Below are 15,035 nucleotides of genomic sequence, written 5' to 3'. Positions count from 1 at the left end.
GCCCGCACGGAACGTCAGGTCCGGCGAAGCGTCAGGATCTGCTCTGCACGACCGAAAGGTCCCTCGAGGTCATGAAGGACGGTGGAGGTCAGGCCTATTCCGTCAGCGCCGAACGAAACGGCGTTGTCCAGGCCAAGCCATTCTCCCGCGGGCCTGCGGTACATGTGGATTTGAAGGTCCAGGTTGGGAAACGCGTAGCTGCCCTCCCCCGGGGGGACCCTGGCCGCGATGCCATTGGCCGTGTCCACCAGGCCCATCAGGCGGACGAAGTCGCTGCTGTCCGCTGTGTCCGTCAGGGGGTGCTGGGTGCGGAGCCAGACCGTTCCCGCCCCGTCCCGGTGCCCCTCAGCCACGCGCATCTCAAGGGAACGGATGTACCCGCCCGGCCAGATGGCGGCGCCGTCGAACGGTTTACAGTCATCCGGCGCAGGGATCGCGGCATCCTCCACGGCTGCCACCGCAGTTGTGTCACTGGTGATCATCCGCCAGGCAGTGGCCCTGATGGCCACACGGCCGTTGGCAACCAGTTCGGCCTGCAGCAGTTCGATGGTCCTGCCCGGACGAAGCGTGGTGGTTTCGATGTGGAATTCGCCGCCGGGAATCAGCCCGAGAATCTCGTAACTCAGCCTCGCCATCCTCATGTCCGCCCGGGGCTCATGCCGCTCCAGCCGGTCAGCCATCAGGCCGGCGGCCGGCGCCATGTGCTGTTCATGCTCATTCCAGGCGCCCTGGGCGTGAATTGTTGAGCGGAAACCGCCGCCGCCCAGCGACTGATAGTAGAAGGTTCCCTGGGCAAGTTCAGGCAGTTCCTTGGTCAACGTTGGCCCTCCGACGATTCCGGGTGAATGATCATTAACTCTAACCGGTCCGCGGAACCCCCTGGCAGTGATCCGGCGAAGTTCCAGCGCCCACGGAGCGCATTCGGACTAAACTCAGAAATTGGTCCTGTCAGCGACCTCGAAGTGAGGTGTTCCACGAATGCGCGTCATCAGCTACAACCTTCGGAAGCACAAAGCGAGTGGCGAACTGCTCGCCCTAGCGCGGAATTTCGCGATTGACGCGCTGTGCCTGCAGGAGGTTGACGCGGGCGACCTGCCGGAGACGCTCGGGCCGCTGCGCCTCGCCGACACCACGAAGGGCAACCGTCTGGGACTGGCCATCTACTACCGCACCGGCCGGTTCACCGCCATGGACACACAGTCCTTTGCCTTGAAGAAATCAGTCCATGACAGGGTCCTGGCTCCGGCCCACGAGCGGCTGATTGGTACCCGGGTAATGGATAACGAAACCCAGCACGAGCTGGTGATCGGTTCGTTCCACGCGGCTCCGCTGACGGCATCAAATTCGCTTCGGAGAAAGCAGATCCACGCTGCCCATGCCGAGCTGCTCAGCATGGGCAGCGGCCTGATGACCCTGATGGTGGGCGACTTCAACTATCCGTTCTTCACAAAGAACCTGCACGCCCACATGAAGAACTCGGGTTATGCCTTGTCTTTGAGCGACCGCCGGACCTACACCCGCTACAAGGTGTTCAAGGGCCATTTCGACTTCGCCACGTCGCTGGGCCTGGACATCGCCAGCGTTGAAACCCTGCCGCGGGGCAAGTCGGACCATCTGCCCATTCTGGTCAATGCCGAGTACGGCGAAGATTACTGACTGCCCCTAACGGCTCCGCCCGGCGTGGTTCAACAGCCGGGGATGCAGGTGCGGCCACGATTTCGCGAAACCGGGATGCAGTTCCTTCCTGCCCATCTCCTCCAGCGGGACCCATTGGAGTTCGAGGCTCTCCGGGTCACTGATCACCGGATCAAACGGGGCAATGACCAGGACCGCAACGGTGGTGTACGTCCAGTAGCCGACGTCCAGCACGGAGGTAAACAGCACATCCACGCCATCCGCCGGGACGGCCGCTTCCTCGTAGGCCTCGCGGAGGGCGCCGGAGACGGGGTCTTCGTGCTGGTGGAGCGCTCCGCCGGGCAGCCCCCAGGTTCCGCCGTTATGGCTCCAGAGTGCGCGGTGCTGCAGGAGCACGCCCTTGTAGGGGTCGTAGGCCAGGACGCCGGCCGCACCGAACCTGCCCCAGAACTTTCCCCGGTCACCCTCCACCCACGCATCACCCGGGTCCCGCGGGCCCGTGCGTGCCGGCGGAAAATGGCGGTTGGCATCAGGGAATGTGGAAGCCAGGGAGTGATCCATGGTTCCAGTCTGACAGGTGCACGGCGACTCTGCCGGGTACCTGCCGGACGCGGCAGGTCTACTGACCCACGTGTCCGCGTTCGACGGCGAAATCACCGCCGGGGTACATGACCGTCTCGTGTCCGTCATCGAAGCGGACAAGATACGGCGGATGCCCTTCCTGGCCCCGGACTTCGACGATCACTCCGTGCCGGTCGGACGATCCCACAGTCCTGCCCCGGACGATGATCCGGTCGCCTTGAGTTGCCTCCATGGCAATCACCTCCCAGCCCCAGAGTACGGCCCGGCAGCGGGCAGTAACAGGGGGTTCTGCGGGAGGATTCCGGGACCGCTGTCCGGCGCCGGGTCAGTCCCTGCCCGCGGCGAGCAGTTCGTCGGTGGCGGGATCGGGTTCGCCGTCGAAGAACTGTGCCAGGACTGTTTTGAAAACCGTCTCGCCGGGCGCGGCGCGCAGGAACAGCGTCATGGAGGAACGCAGCTTTTTGGCATCAATGCCGCCCAGGATGTCGACGGCCGAACGGCCTGTGTGGGTGGACACCGCCATGCTGCACTCAAGCAGCCGGGGGCCCAGGACGTCATGATTGAGGTAGGCCTGCGCCTCAGCCAACGAGCCGATGGCGTATTTGACGGCTGTGGGACTGCTGCCGAGGCCGGCGAGCTGCGGGAAAACGAACCACATCCAGTGGCCGCGCTTCCTTCCCAACTGCAGCTCGGAGAGGGCCTGTCCGTAGGTGCCGGCGCTGTCCTGGGCGTGAACGAAGCGTTCCAGGTTGTAGGTGGTGGTCACGAACGTCTCCTTCAGGCGGCGGTGCGGGGTTTCAGGCGGTGCGGGACTTCAGGCTGTACGGGCCGTGATTTCAGCGGCGAGGGCCGCGGCATGGCGGACCCATGGATCGGGATCCCGGCTCCAGCGTGCGGTCACCACGCGGGCACGTTGGCGGTCCGCGCCGTCGAGTGCCGCGAGCAGGGGAACCACGACGTCGGTAACCAGGGGGTCAACCAGTTCGGCTGTGTGCGCTGACCGGATGAAGCCTTCCAACCGGGTCAGGTCCGAGTGCCGCAGGAACGCCACCCTGGATTGCAGGAGCACGACGGCGGCGAGGCGGCGCTCGTAAACGGCCCGACGCCCCGGTTCGGGGCGGCCCCAGAGCTGCGAGGCAAGTGCCGTCACGTCGTCGTGGCCCAGGCCTTTGAATTTTGTGCCGGCGTCCCGGACGGTCCCCCGCACGGCACCCACGGACGCTCCATACGACGTGAGGGCACCGTCCAGGCGGGATTCCACCTCTTCGGCCCGGTACCAGGTGCCCTCGTTCTGCAGGGTGGCATCAATAAAGCCGGCAACGTCTTCCACGGAGCGGTCCATCCGGCATCATCTCCGGCCAAGGCGCCCGGCGGCGGCATGCTCGATGCAGTAGGGGGTCCAGGGCCTTGCCTCCAGGCGGCCCTCGGCGATCGGGCCTCCGCAGACGGCACACACCCCGTAGGTGCCGTCCGAGATTCTGTGCAGCGCGGCCTCCACCTCGGCCAGGCCGGCGCTGCTCTGGTCCAGCAGCGCCGAAGCCTGTGACAGCTCGAAGGCAATGGTGGCGCCCTCAGGATCGTGCTCATCGTCCACATTGGAGTCCTGGCGGGCAGCATTGGCAGAGGAGATGTCCGCCCGGAGAGCCGGAAGCAGTGCCAGCTTCCGGTCCCGCTCTTCCTCCAGCAGGATCCGGAACCGTTCAACGTCAGCCATGGGGACAGCCTAGCGCCGCGGACTGTCAGTACCAGTTCTTGAGCACCGAGTGGTCCCAGGCGCCGCACGGAGAGCCGTAGCTGGTCAGGATGTAGGCAAGGCCCCAGTCGACCTGGGTGCGGTAGCTGGTCAGCCAGTCGCTGCCTGCGCTGGCATACTTGCCGGCCGGCAAAGCCTGCGCGATGCCGTACGCCCCCGAGTAAGGGTTGGTGGCCGTGGTGAGCCAGTTGGATTCCTTCGTCCACAGCTGCGCCAGGCATTGGAACTGGTCCTGCCCCCAGCCGTACGCGGAAAGCCGCCCGGCAGCGTAAGTCTTGGCGCCGGCGGGGTCGTTGACCGCGCCTCCCGGAACGGCAGGTACGACGACGACGGGCAGCGGGGTCGGCGTCGTGCTTTCCGCCGGAGGTACTGGAGCAGGTGCCCCGGGAGCAGGGTTCCGGGGTGCGGGATTCGCTGGCGGCTGCGCGGCAGCCCGGGCAGCGGCTTCAGCCTGCCGTCGTGCCTGTTCCTCCGCGGCCGCGCGTTTGGCCGCCAGGGATGCCTCGTAGGCCGCCCGGGCAGCCTGACCTTGCCGGAATTCGTCCTCAACGGCTGCGGTGGTCCCCTTGAGCGAGGCGAGTTGTGCGGTGAGTTCCTGGCTGTGCTGCTGTTGTTCCGCGATGTGCTGCGACATCGCCCGCTGGGCGGCCTGCGCCGAGGACAGCTTGGCCTCGGCTTCGCCGGCGAGGCGCTCCCGCTCAGCCTTGGCCGCGCGTTCCTGGTCGGCCAGCGCTGCCGCGACCCGTTCCGACTCAGCCGACTTGTGGACCAGCAAGGCCGTCTTGTCACTGACGATCCGGACGATGTCCATGGCGTGGATGCTGTTCGTCTGCACGGCGTCGAGCGCCACGAAAAACCCCATGTTGGTGCCGCCCGTCTTGTAGGACTGCGCGGCGAGGGCACCGATTTCCCTCTTGTGCCGGCCCGATTCCTCCCGGGCACGGGCCACTTGGGCGGTTAGGGCATCCACCTTGGAACTGGCGGCCTGAAGAGCCGACTGTGCCACAGCGTAGTCGGCTGCTGCGCTGACGGCGGCATTGCCCAGGGCCTCCCCCTGGGCCTGCAGGCCGCCGAGCAGGTCCCCGATTCTGGTGACTTCTGCCGCCGTGGATGCCTCGCTTTGCTTAGCTTTTTCCACGTCCTGCCAGGAGGGATAGCCGCCGGGAGGAGCCTCATCCGCTGCCTGCGCGGGCAGTTGGAAAATCGTCGCGGCCACAGCCAGGCCAAGTACTGCCGTGAGACCGGTCAGCCGCAATTTTTGCGCAAACGGGGACATAGTTCGTGAGCTTACCCGTCAAACTCCCGGCTGGGGCCCGACGCCCCACGACAGGGCTCACCTGGCCGCCGTGGTTCGTGCCTTGGCCGCCGCCCGGCACGGCAATTTTTGAGATCCGGCACTCAGTTGGATGACCTGACCGGGCATATACGAATTCTGTGCGGTGACCTGCACCGTTGGAGGTTTACGCACCGGAATGCCGCCTGTTTCCGTGGTGAATTTTGCTCCAACATTCCGTTATCGGAATGTGACATTGGGGAAAACGACCGGTTATGGTCGTTCGGTGTCCTGGTTCAAAGCCAGGACATTCCCTTCAGTATGCCGAGCCCTGCCGCTGAACCGGGACCCCAGCGCAATTCAACTGGCAGGGACGGGGGAACCACGTTTCCGCGGCTTCATTGGAAGCCTTGGGGTTAAGTCGTTACGTCCCGTCATGCACGGCGACGCACCGGCCGGGTGTCTCCGACCCGAACCCGACAGCTCACCCCGCAGGCATGGGAGAGGCAATCAACCATGTCCAAGAAGTTCACTTCCGCACGCCATCGTGCAGCCACCAACACCACGTCCCGTGCACTCATGATCGGACGGCCGGCCCTTGTGGTCGCTGCAGCCTCCGGTCTGTTTTTCGGCCTCAGCGCCCCGGCCCACGCCGGCGTCCACGCACCGGACAATTCCGGAACGGCCAACGTCCAGGGACAAGCAAGTGCCTTGGCAGCAGCTGTGGCTCCGGCCCCTGCAGCGGCCCCTGCTCCGGCGGCCAACATCCACACCGTCGTCTCCGGCGACACCCTGGGCCAGATTTCGGCGGCCAACGGCGTAGCACTCAACGACGTCCTGGCCGCGAACGGCCTGTCGCTGGAGACCATCATCTACCCGGGTGACCGGATCCAGATCCCTGCCGCCGGGCAGGTCAACGCAGCACCGGCTCCGGCAGCGAAGGCCGCACCGGCACCGGCAGCTCCGGCTCCTGCAGTCAAGGCCGCCTCAGCACCGGCCGCGCCCGCCAATACCGGCATCAAGCTGGCCTCAACCTTGGCTCCGGCGCAGGCCCCTGCAGGCTCGCACGGCGCGGCGATCCTGGCCTCCGCCTACTCCCAGATCGGGGTACAGCAGGACTGCACCGCCATGGTGGAGAAGGCACTGCGCTCAGTCGGCAAGAGTGTTGGGGACCTGGCACCGGGCCAGTTCTTCCAGTACGGCAGCGTTGTTGGCACGCCCGCCCCGGGTGACCTGGTGATCACCGCCGGTCACGTCGGTGTCTTTGCCGGCAACGGCCAGGTTGTCAGCGGCGGCGTCGACGGGTTCAAGACCCAGGTCCACTCCCTCAGCTGGCTCCAGGGCGCATCCTTCGTCCACGTAGCGTGACCCCGGCCGGCTGGACGGCGGCGCGCGGCACCCGGCCGCCCGCCGTCGTCGGCCGCTGCTGCGCACTCACACGTACTGCCCAAACCAGGACACCGTGTCATTCCAGGCGGCCGTCGCCAGGGTCCGGTCATACCGTTCCCCGGTGTCATGGCGGAGGGCGTGGTCCACGCCCGGGTAAACAGTGAGCCGATGCGTCACACCGTGATTTCGGACCCTTCCGGGGGCAGCGGCCGACGTTTCGGGAAGGCGATCCGGTCAAGGTCGTTGGCGGCGATGACTGTGGAGTTGCCGGCACGGCGCCGCGCCTGCTCCGCCAGCAGGCTGACGTCGTCGCCATACCGCGAGGAGAAGTGGGTCAGGATCAGTGTTCCGGCGGCGGCGCCGGACGCCAGGTTCCCGGCCTGCCCGGCGGTCAGGTGGGAGTACTGTGCGGCGAGCCCTCCGTCGTCGTCACTGAACGTTGACTCTGCCACGAGGAGATCCGCCCCGTCCGCCAACTCCTCGGCACCCGGGCAAGGCGCCGTGTCCATCACAAAGGCGAAGCGCTGCCCCGGACGGGGAACACTCACCTCATTCAGCCGCACACCGCCAAAAGCCCCCACGCGCTGCAGTCGTCCCACCTCAGCGCCCCGGATCCCGGCGGCAGCAAGCCGGTCCGGGAGCAGGCGGCGGCCATCGGGTTCTGTCAGCCTGTAACCATACGTTTCAATTCGGTGCTTCAGGGGCTGCACCTCCAGGCCGGAGGCGATGGGCCCGCCGCTGCCGTGCGGGTAGAGCCGCAGGTCAATTCCGGGCGTGCTGACCGACACCAGTGCACGGACCACATCCTCCCCCGATGCCGGGTAATGCAGGTGGACCGGATGGCTCACGCCGTCCAGTGCCATCCGGGACAGCACGCCCGGCAGCCCGAAGCAATGGTCACCGTGCACATGGGTGAGGCAGATCCGCGTGATCTGCGAGGCGGATACGCCCGCGCGGATCATCTGCCGCTGCGTGCCCTCGCCGGGATCAAACAGCAGGCCCGCACCACCCCACCGCAGAAAATAACCGTTGTGGTTACGCGTCCGGGTGGGGACCTGGGAGGCGGTGCCGAGGACTACGAATTCGCGCATGGAACCGAGTTTCCCACCCGAGCCCGGCTACAGCCATAAGGCCCTTCTCCGAGTGCAGCCGGGTTGGTAGATTGGCCCGGCCAAGCGGGTCACCGCTGGCTTCAGCCGGTTGTCACGGAAGGAACCACCATGCTCTCTGACACTGCCCGCCCCGTCATCCAGGCCACCCTGCCCGTGGTGGGCGAAAACATCGAGGAAATTGCCAAAAGGTTCTACAAACACATGTTCGAAGCGCGGCCGGACCTGCTGGACGGCCTCTTCAACAGGGGTAACCAGGCAGACGGCCGGCAGCAACAGGCCCTGGCCGGGTCAATTGCGGCGTTCGCCACCTACCTCATCGAGAAGCCGGACCAGCTGCCGGACCACCTGTTGTCCCGCGTTGCCCACAAACACGTCTCGCTGGGCCTCAGCCCGGACCAGTACCAGATCGTCCACGACCACCTGTTCTGGGCCATCGTGGATGTGCTCGGCGATGCAGTCACCCCGGAGGTTGCGGCAGCCTGGGACGAGGTGTACTGGCTGATGGGGAACATGCTGATCAACAAGGAACGCGGCCTCTACGGCGCGGTGCACCTCTCGCCGGAGACCATCTGGCGGACCTGGCGGGTGGCCCAGCGCATCCAGGAGACAGCCGACGTTGTCACGTTCGTGGTGGAACGGACGGACGAACGGGAGGTCAAGCCCTCCCTGCCCGGGCAGTACGTCACCATTAAGATGCCCATGAAGGACGGCGTACACCAGCCCCGCCAGTACAGCCTGACCCGCGCCGATGACGGACAGCACCGGCATTTCGCGGTCAAGCGGGTGCACGGGCTCGCCACCCCTGACGGCGAGATGTCCAACCTCCTCCACCGGGACGTGAACGTCGGCGATGAAGTGGTGCTTTCCGCCCCGTTTGGCGATGTGGTGCTGGAGTACACCGACCGGCCCGTGGTGCTGGCGAGTGCCGGCATCGGCATCACCCCCATGGCCGGGATGCTCTCCCACCTGGTCAAGGCGGGATCACGGCGGCAGGTCATGCTCCTGCATGCGGACGAGAGCCCCGACTCGTTTCCGCTCCGGCACCAGGTCACCGAGGACATCGGCAAGCTGCCCGAGGGATCGATGCACAGCTGGTTCGTGAATCCGGCGGAGGATCCGGACCCCTCCGGCCCGAGCTTCCAGGGGTTCATGGACGTCAACGCCGTGGAACTGCCGCTGGACGCCGAATACTACCTGTGCGGGCCGCTGCCGTTCCTCCAGTCGGTGCGCAGCGCCCTGGTTGCGAAGGGCGTGCCGGCCAAGGACATCCAGTATGAGGTGTTCGGCCCGGACCTGTGGCTGGCCGACTTCCAGTAGCCCCGAAGCGGGCCGCCTAGAACTGTTCCGCCGGAATCGTAAACCCGAGATCCAGGAGTCCGCGTCCGGCCTGTTCCAGGATGGGGTCCATGGTCAGCGATGCATGGTTGAGGAGCACGTTGACGTCGCGCTGGATCCGCTGGAGCGGGTGCGTCAGGCGGTGCACGCTGCCGCCGGAGCCGGTCAGGATGAGCCGCACCGCCTCGGCCGAGGCCTGCCCGCTGAGGCCGAGGGAGAGGCGGTACTGCGCGCGCTCCTCGTCGGTGAAGGCCACGGGCCGGCGGTCAAAGGACGCTGACACCACCCGGACAGCCTCTTCCCAGTGCAGCCGTGCGGTGGCAACCTGGCCGTAGGCCTGGGTGAACCGGGCCTGAGCGAGCGGCGAATCCGCCTGGCGCTTCTCGACGGTCTGCTTGACCTTGCGCACCATCATCAGGTTGCGGAACTCATCCAGGGCGTGTTCGGCCGCACCGAGAGCGGCCGCCGGGGCCACCATGTTCAGGAACGTCGCCATGGGGACGTGAATGCTGGGATCCGGGTGGATGAAGCTCCCCGGGTTCTCAGCGGCCGCCAACAGGTTCCATTCGAGCGCACGGTGCGCCGGGACAAAGAGGGCCTCCGCGCGGAGATCGTTGCTGCCGGTCCCCCGCAGGCCAGCTGTGTGCCACACATCCAGCAGCTCGAGGTCCGCCATCGGGACCAGGCACTGAAGCCGCACGCCGCCGTGCTGGACCGCCAGGAGCGCCCAGTCAGAATGCATCACGCCGGAGGCAAAGCTCCAGCGGCCGGAAATGGTGAAGCCGCCGGGGACCTTCTCCGCTGATCCGGGAGGGGCTCCGGTTGCCGCAGCCAGAGGCGCAGGGCCCGCGGCGAACACTTCGTCCTGCGCCTGCTTCGGCCAACGGGCCAGCATCCACACGTGCTCGGCAAGGTGGCCCACGCTCCAGGCAGTGGAGGCGTCACCCTGCGCGAGGCGGCGGACCACCTGCACATAGGTCTCAAGGCACATCCCGAATCCGCCCACGGCCTTCGGCGCGAGCATCTGGAACACCCCCGCGGCCTTCAGTTCGGCCATAACAGTGTCCGGGATGCGGCGCAGCCCGTCCGTTTCCCCAGCATGCTCCCGCAACCGTGGAACCAGCGCGTCCACCCGGGCCAGCAACTCGTCATGCGTCGGAATTTTGCTGGGAGTCCCAGGCAGGTCCGCGTCCGGGAGGTCGATTGTGTGCGCGGTGTGGTTGCGCTTGGCCGCCAGGTAAAGCTTGTTGGCTGCGGACAGGTGCACCCCGGTGGGAACCTGCTCCGTCACCTCAACGCCGAGGGCTGCCAGTTGCCCCACTTTGTCCGGATTGTTGGTCAGGAGGCGGATCCGGCCGGCGCCCACCGCGCCGAGCATCTGGGCTGCGGCAGTGTAATCCCGCTCGTCCTCGCCGCGCCCCAGTGCCACATTGGCTTCATAGGTGTCCAGGCCAGTGTCCTGCAGGGCGTACGCGTCAATCTTGGAGTACAGTCCGATGCCGCGCCCCTCCTGGCGGAGGTACAGCAGGAAACCTCCGACGGCGGCAATCTCCTCGACAGCCTCGCGCAGCTGGGGGCCGCAGTCGCAGCGCTCGCTGCCGAAGACATCGCCGGTGAGGCACTCACTGTGCAGCCGGACCAGGGGCGCGGTACCGTCGGCTCCCGCATCCAGCAATGCCTGCTGCCACGGGCCGAGTCCGATCATGAGGTGTTCCATGCCATCGGCCAGGCCATGGAAGGTCATCACCTCCGCGGTGGCGGTGAGGCCGTCCGGGAACCGCAGCGGGACGGTGACCCGGCTGCGCACGGAAGCAGGTTGTTCACATGGCCGCGCGACGGTCTCGGTCAGAACGGTCATCGGTGCTCCTCGTGAGGTCGGAACGAAAGTACTTGAATATTGAAGTAAACAGTACGGGTCATTAGTTCACGGTGCAAGTGATCCATGGGACTAAAAACTTCATACGTGAAGTAACTGCCCTAGACTCGTCCTATGGAACAAGCCGAGGAGCCCCGCTGGCTAAACAGTGACGAACGCGAAGCGTGGCTGACCCTGGTGGGCGTCATGATGAAACTGCCGTCAGCCTTGGACGCCCAATTGCAGCGCGATGCCGGCTTGAGCCACTTTGAGTACATGGTCCTGGCGGGCCTCTCCGAGGCGCCGGACCGGACGCGCCGGATGAGCGACCTGGCCGGTTTCACGGAGTCAGGCCTCCCCCGCCTGTCCCAGGTGGTGAGCCGGCTTGAAAAGCGCGGCTGGGTCCGTCGCTCCCCCGACCCCGGCGACGGCCGCATCACCCTGGCCACGCTCACCGATGACGGCCTGGCAAAGATCGTGGGCACCGCTCCGGGTCATGTAGAGGCCGTCCGGGCGCTGGTGTTTGATCCCCTGACGAAGGCTCAGTCGCGCCAGCTCGGCAGCATCGGCAAACGCATCCTGGGTGTGCTGGACCCGGACGATTACTGCCTGCGCAGCGCCGACGCCGGGGAGCGCAGGAGTGCGTCAGGCGGGAAGGAGTAAGGACAGTTGTCTTGTTCGCAGGTCACTGTGAGACTGTGGGCATGGCGAGTTCTCTTGACGTGACATGGCAGCTGGATGGCATCGCTATGGCGGGCACGGCCGTCCGGCCCGCCGGCGATGGGCCCTTTTCGGCGGTGGTGCTTGTTGCCCAGGTCCCCGGTGGCGCCGACCTCATGCCCAGGGTCGAGGAAGCTGCTGCACGCTATGCTGCCGGACAGCCAATGAACCCTGACCCTGGCCTGCCCGACAGCGTGAAGATGGTACTCGCAAGCTTCGAAGCTCCTATGAACCTCCCGTTCGCCCGGGAGCTGTGGGTCGAGTCCACCTGCGACTCACTGCGGAAAGTGCAGATCCCCGCGCTGGTGTTGATCGGTGGAAAAGATGCACAGATCGATGTACATGCCGACGGGGACCCGCTCCAGGAAACCGCCGCTGGCATGACCAACGTGACCTTCGCCTTTCAGCCGAACGCGAACCACGTGTTCAAAGAGGACGCACGCCGCCCGGCCGAAGTAGCGGCGTCAACCGGGAACGGATACAACGATCCTGGCACGCATCTCGACCCTGAAAGCCTGGCGACGATCCTCGCCTGGCTGGGAGAGACAATGCCTTTGACGGTAGCTGCGTGAGCAGGTCACGCCGGGCATCGGCCTATGAACCCGACACGGTCGTAGAGCTGAACCCCCTGTTCAGCCGGCCGGGGGAATCCACCGTCTTTCCGCGCTTTACCATCCCGGACGGGGAGTCTCTGCCCTCCACCGCGTATCAGGTTGTCCACGATGAGGCGATGCTGGACGGGAACTCGCGGCTGAATCTGGCGACGTTTGTCGGAACCTGGATGGAACCGGAAGCGGCGCGTCTCTATGCCGAGACGTTCGACAAGAACATGATCGACAAGGACGAATACCCGCAGACGGCGCTGATCGAGACACGGTGCTGGCGAATGCTGGCGGACCTGTGGAACGCGCCCGATCCGGCCAAGGCCCTGGGCACCTCCACGATCGGTTCCTCCGAGGCGTGCATGCTCGGTGGCCTGGCCTTGAAGCGCCGGTGGCAGCACGCCCGGCGGGCAGCCGGTCTCCCGACGGACAAACCCAACCTTGTCCTCAGCTCGGCCGTACAGGTGTGCTGGGAGAAATTCTGCAACTACTGGGATGTTGAAGCCCGTTTTGTTCCGGTTTCGAAGGAACACCAGATACTGGACGGCCATGACCTGGACCGGTACGTGGACGAAAATACCATCGGCGTCATCGCCATTATGGGCGTGACCTACACCGGCGTGTACGAGCCGGTTGAGGAAATCTCGGCGGCCCTGGACGACATCCAGGCACGCCGTGGCCTCGATATTCCGATCCATGTCGACGGGGCTTCAGGGGCCATGGTCGCCCCTTTCCTCCAACCGGACACCAGCTGGGACTTCCGCCTCCCCCGGGTCGCCTCGATTAACACCTCAGGCCACAAATACGGCCTCGTCTATCCGGGCCTCGGCTGGATCATTTGGCGGGACGAACAGGCACTTCCGGGTGATCTGATCTTCCATGTCAGCTACCTCGGCGGCGACATGCCAACCTTCGCACTGAACTTTTCACGGCCCGGCGCCCAGGTACTGCTGCAGTATTACCTCTTCCTCCGGCTCGGATTTGCCGGATACGAGTCGGTCCAAAATACATCCCGGGACGTGGCACTCTACCTATCCGGTGAAATCGGGGCGATGGAGGCCTTCACCCTCTGGAGCGACGGCTCCGACATCCCGGTCTTTGCCTGGCAGCTTGCTGACGGGCACACGAAAAACTGGAACCTTCACCATCTCTCCGAGCGCCTCCGAATGAACGGGTGGCTCGTCCCGGCCTACCCCATGCCGGAGGGGCTGGGCCACGTCACGGTGCAAAGGATCGTCGTCCGCAACGGCTTCACCCGCGACCTCGCATCCAGCTTTTTGATCGATCTCAAAAAAGAAGTCGCCTACCTGGACGGCCTGACCGCGCCGATGCCCTCCAGCGGGACAACGCAAGCCTTCCACCACTAGCCGGCAGACGCCGACGAAGGAGCAATCGTGTGCCGACTGTTTGGCCTGCACGCAGGCTCCCAACCCGTCCGCGCCACGTTTTGGCTCCTGGACGCCCCGGACAGCCTCTCAAACCAGAGCCGGAGGGAGCCCGACGGAACCGGCATCGGCACGTACGATGCAGAAGGCAAGGCTCATGTGGCCAAGCAGCCGCTCGCCGCCTGGGAGGATCACGCCTTCGCGCGCGAGGCCCGGAACCTGAGGAGCACCACGTTCCTGGCCCACGTCCGCTACGCCAGCACCGGCGCCCATACGATGGTCAATACGCATCCGTTTGAGCAAGACGGGAGATTATTCGCCCACAACGGCGCCTTCGGTGGCCTCGGAGAGCTCGATCAGCGTCTGGCCACGCTCGGGGTTACGGACCTCGTTCACGGCGAGACCGACAGCGAACGCCTCTTCGCCCTGATCACCGCCGAGAGCCGCAGAGCTGATGGCGACGTCACGGACGGTATCACCCGGGCCGTCACGTGGATCGCCAAGCGATTGCCCGTCTTCAGCCTAAACCTCGTTCTGACGACGGCGACGGACCTTTGGGCGGTCAGGTACCCGGCCACCCACGGGCTGCACATCTTGCAACGAGACCCTGCTGCCGTCCACGGACCGACGGCTCCCCTGGAAGCACGGAGCCACCGCATCCACGCCCGCAGTGAAGACCTTGCCCGTTCTCCGCACGTCCTCATCGCCACCGAACCGATGGATCACAACCCGGGCTGGCGCCCCATAGCCTCCGGCGGACTGGTGCACGTCGGCCCGGACCTGGCGGTCACAACCACGTTCCCCTACCCGGATAGCCCCGCGAACCCGCTCACCCTGTCCGACCTTGAACCGTCCGCCGCGGCCTCCCAGATGCCCTAATCACCACCCCTCTGGCTGACCTGAGATTCTGTACGTGGAGGACCACCGCTATGACGATCAGCGGTACGTGGATGGCGGGCAGATTGTGGGCGAACCACTTGGGAAGGTAAATGTCCGTGACGGATCCGGTGGGGTCGCCGAGCCGTTGCGCCAGCGGCGTGAGCGGACAGTGGAATCCGTTGGCGGCAAAGATCAGGATCTCGCCGGCCACAACAGCGGCAGCCTGTCCCACGCGCCGGTCACTCCGTCCGCGGATCCCGGCATACAGCACGAACACCATGCAGGCCTCGATGGTGAACCAGGCAAAGGTATGGAATCCCTTCACGGCTTTCAGCGCCAGGCGGTGATCCGTCATCTTCCAACTCAAACACGTCGCGTCGAGGCCGCAGCAGGGTCTTTCGTCACCGGACCTGTACACGCTCAGGCGCCGGAAGGCGCGGAGGGACAGGTGCACATCGTGGACAACGCCGGTCCGGCGGGGAAGTATGTTGAGAACCAGCCGCACTGAACGCCCG

18 protein-coding genes and 1 riboswitch are annotated in these 15,035 nt (G+C 65.8%); of the genes, 7 read left to right on the top strand and 11 right to left on the bottom strand.

Translation table 11 applies throughout. The features are described 5' to 3' along the window. Positions 1-14 precede the first annotated feature (14 nt). Positions 15-818: a thioesterase family protein gene (locus NQJ30_RS05770; RefSeq protein WP_255768838.1), complete on the bottom strand. Its 804-nt coding sequence runs from the start codon at positions 816-818 to the stop codon at positions 15-17. Between the two features lie 160 nt (positions 819-978). On the opposite strand from NQJ30_RS05770, the gene NQJ30_RS05765 reads away from it, so the two are divergent. Further along, the gene (locus NQJ30_RS05765) at positions 979-1,656 is read left to right on the top strand and encodes an endonuclease/exonuclease/phosphatase family protein (RefSeq protein ID WP_255768836.1); all 678 of its coding nucleotides are present in this window, start codon (positions 979-981) and stop codon (positions 1,654-1,656) included. Between the two features lie 6 nt (positions 1,657-1,662). Here NQJ30_RS05765 and NQJ30_RS05760 read toward each other — a convergent pair whose 3' ends face one another. The 6 genes from NQJ30_RS05760 to NQJ30_RS05735 form a co-directional block, all read right to left on the bottom strand. Then, positions 1,663-2,196 (bottom strand): NUDIX domain-containing protein, encoded by a 534-nt coding sequence (locus tag NQJ30_RS05760; protein WP_255768834.1) that lies wholly within the window; start codon positions 2,194-2,196, stop codon positions 1,663-1,665. Positions 2,197-2,254: 58 nt separating this feature from the next. Beyond that, positions 2,255-2,449 carry a DUF1918 domain-containing protein gene (locus NQJ30_RS05755; protein WP_255768832.1) on the bottom strand — a complete coding sequence of 65 codons (195 nt, stop codon included), beginning with the start codon at positions 2,447-2,449 and terminating at the stop codon, positions 2,255-2,257. A 93-nt stretch (positions 2,450-2,542) separates the two neighbouring features. Continuing rightward, positions 2,543-2,983 carry a DUF1810 domain-containing protein gene (locus NQJ30_RS05750; protein ID WP_255768830.1) on the bottom strand — a complete coding sequence of 147 codons (441 nt, stop codon included), beginning with the start codon at positions 2,981-2,983 and terminating at the stop codon, positions 2,543-2,545. Positions 2,984-3,031: 48 nt separating this feature from the next. Further along, positions 3,032-3,547: a DNA alkylation repair protein gene (locus NQJ30_RS05745; RefSeq protein WP_374113221.1), complete on the bottom strand. Its 516-nt coding sequence runs from the start codon at positions 3,545-3,547 to the stop codon at positions 3,032-3,034. A gap of 18 nt (positions 3,548-3,565) precedes the next feature. Then, positions 3,566-3,931 carry a TraR/DksA family transcriptional regulator gene (locus NQJ30_RS05740; protein ID WP_255768827.1) on the bottom strand — a complete coding sequence of 122 codons (366 nt, stop codon included), beginning with the start codon at positions 3,929-3,931 and terminating at the stop codon, positions 3,566-3,568. A 25-nt stretch (positions 3,932-3,956) separates the two neighbouring features. Then, positions 3,957-5,246: a coiled-coil domain-containing protein gene (locus tag NQJ30_RS05735; RefSeq protein WP_255768824.1), complete on the bottom strand. Its 1,290-nt coding sequence runs from the start codon at positions 5,244-5,246 to the stop codon at positions 3,957-3,959. Positions 5,247-5,585: 339 nt separating this feature from the next. Next, a riboswitch (cyclic di-AMP (ydaO/yuaA leader) is annotated at positions 5,586-5,756 on the top strand. A gap of 3 nt (positions 5,757-5,759) precedes the next feature. Between NQJ30_RS05735 and NQJ30_RS05730 the strand changes: the two genes are divergently transcribed. Continuing rightward, positions 5,760-6,611, top strand: a complete 852-nt coding sequence (locus NQJ30_RS05730; RefSeq protein WP_255768822.1) for a C40 family peptidase — start codon at positions 5,760-5,762, stop codon at positions 6,609-6,611. A gap of 66 nt (positions 6,612-6,677) precedes the next feature. Here NQJ30_RS05730 and NQJ30_RS05725 read toward each other — a convergent pair whose 3' ends face one another. Together NQJ30_RS05725 and NQJ30_RS05720 are read right to left on the bottom strand one after the other, a co-directional pair. Then, entirely contained in the window at positions 6,678-6,809 is a 132-nt protein-coding gene (locus tag NQJ30_RS05725; protein ID WP_255768820.1) for a dienelactone hydrolase family protein, read from the bottom strand. Then, the gene (locus NQJ30_RS05720; RefSeq protein ID WP_255768818.1) at positions 6,806-7,723 is read right to left on the bottom strand and encodes a ribonuclease Z; all 918 of its coding nucleotides are present in this window, start codon (positions 7,721-7,723) and stop codon (positions 6,806-6,808) included. Before NQJ30_RS05720 ends, NQJ30_RS05725 begins: the two co-directional genes overlap by 4 nt. A 129-nt stretch (positions 7,724-7,852) precedes the next feature. On the opposite strand from NQJ30_RS05720, the gene NQJ30_RS05715 reads away from it, so the two are divergent. Continuing rightward, positions 7,853-9,061, top strand: coding sequence for a globin domain-containing protein (locus tag NQJ30_RS05715; protein WP_255768816.1), 1,209 nt, complete (start codon positions 7,853-7,855; stop codon positions 9,059-9,061). A gap of 16 nt (positions 9,062-9,077) precedes the next feature. Here NQJ30_RS05715 and ribA read toward each other — a convergent pair whose 3' ends face one another. Further along, complete coding sequence (ribA, locus tag NQJ30_RS18965) at positions 9,078-10,937, bottom strand: GTP cyclohydrolase II RibA (protein WP_304663860.1); 1,860 nt, start codon at positions 10,935-10,937, stop codon at positions 9,078-9,080. A gap of 132 nt (positions 10,938-11,069) precedes the next feature. On the opposite strand from ribA, the gene NQJ30_RS05700 reads away from it, so the two are divergent. Genes NQJ30_RS05700 through NQJ30_RS05685 form a run of 4 tightly spaced genes read left to right on the top strand, consistent with a single transcriptional unit; the run spans position 11,070 to position 14,520 of the window. Then, positions 11,070-11,597, top strand: a complete 528-nt coding sequence (locus NQJ30_RS05700; protein ID WP_255768814.1) for a MarR family winged helix-turn-helix transcriptional regulator — start codon at positions 11,070-11,072, stop codon at positions 11,595-11,597. Positions 11,598-11,638: 41 nt separating this feature from the next. Then, positions 11,639-12,226 carry a hypothetical protein gene (locus NQJ30_RS05695; RefSeq protein WP_255768812.1) on the top strand — a complete coding sequence of 196 codons (588 nt, stop codon included), beginning with the start codon at positions 11,639-11,641 and terminating at the stop codon, positions 12,224-12,226. After that, positions 12,223-13,623, top strand: a complete 1,401-nt coding sequence (locus tag NQJ30_RS05690) for a glutamate decarboxylase (RefSeq protein WP_255768810.1) — start codon at positions 12,223-12,225, stop codon at positions 13,621-13,623. Before NQJ30_RS05695 ends, NQJ30_RS05690 begins: the two co-directional genes overlap by 4 nt. Positions 13,624-13,650: 27 nt before the next feature. Beyond that, positions 13,651-14,520, top strand: a complete 870-nt coding sequence (locus tag NQJ30_RS05685) for a class II glutamine amidotransferase (protein WP_255768808.1) — start codon at positions 13,651-13,653, stop codon at positions 14,518-14,520. On the opposite strand, the gene NQJ30_RS05680 is transcribed toward NQJ30_RS05685, so the two are convergent. Further along, positions 14,471-14,875: a hypothetical protein gene (locus NQJ30_RS05680; RefSeq protein WP_255768806.1), complete on the bottom strand. Its 405-nt coding sequence runs from the start codon at positions 14,873-14,875 to the stop codon at positions 14,471-14,473. The genes NQJ30_RS05685 and NQJ30_RS05680 overlap by 50 nt on opposite strands. Positions 14,876-15,035: the final 160 nt, after the last annotated feature.

The organism is Pseudarthrobacter sulfonivorans (genome assembly GCF_024391045.1).
GTDB lineage: Bacteria > Actinomycetota > Actinomycetes > Actinomycetales > Micrococcaceae > Arthrobacter > Arthrobacter sulfonivorans_B.
The sequence above is the reverse complement of the archived record's forward strand: the minus strand, read 5'-3'. Positions and strand labels throughout refer to the sequence as shown.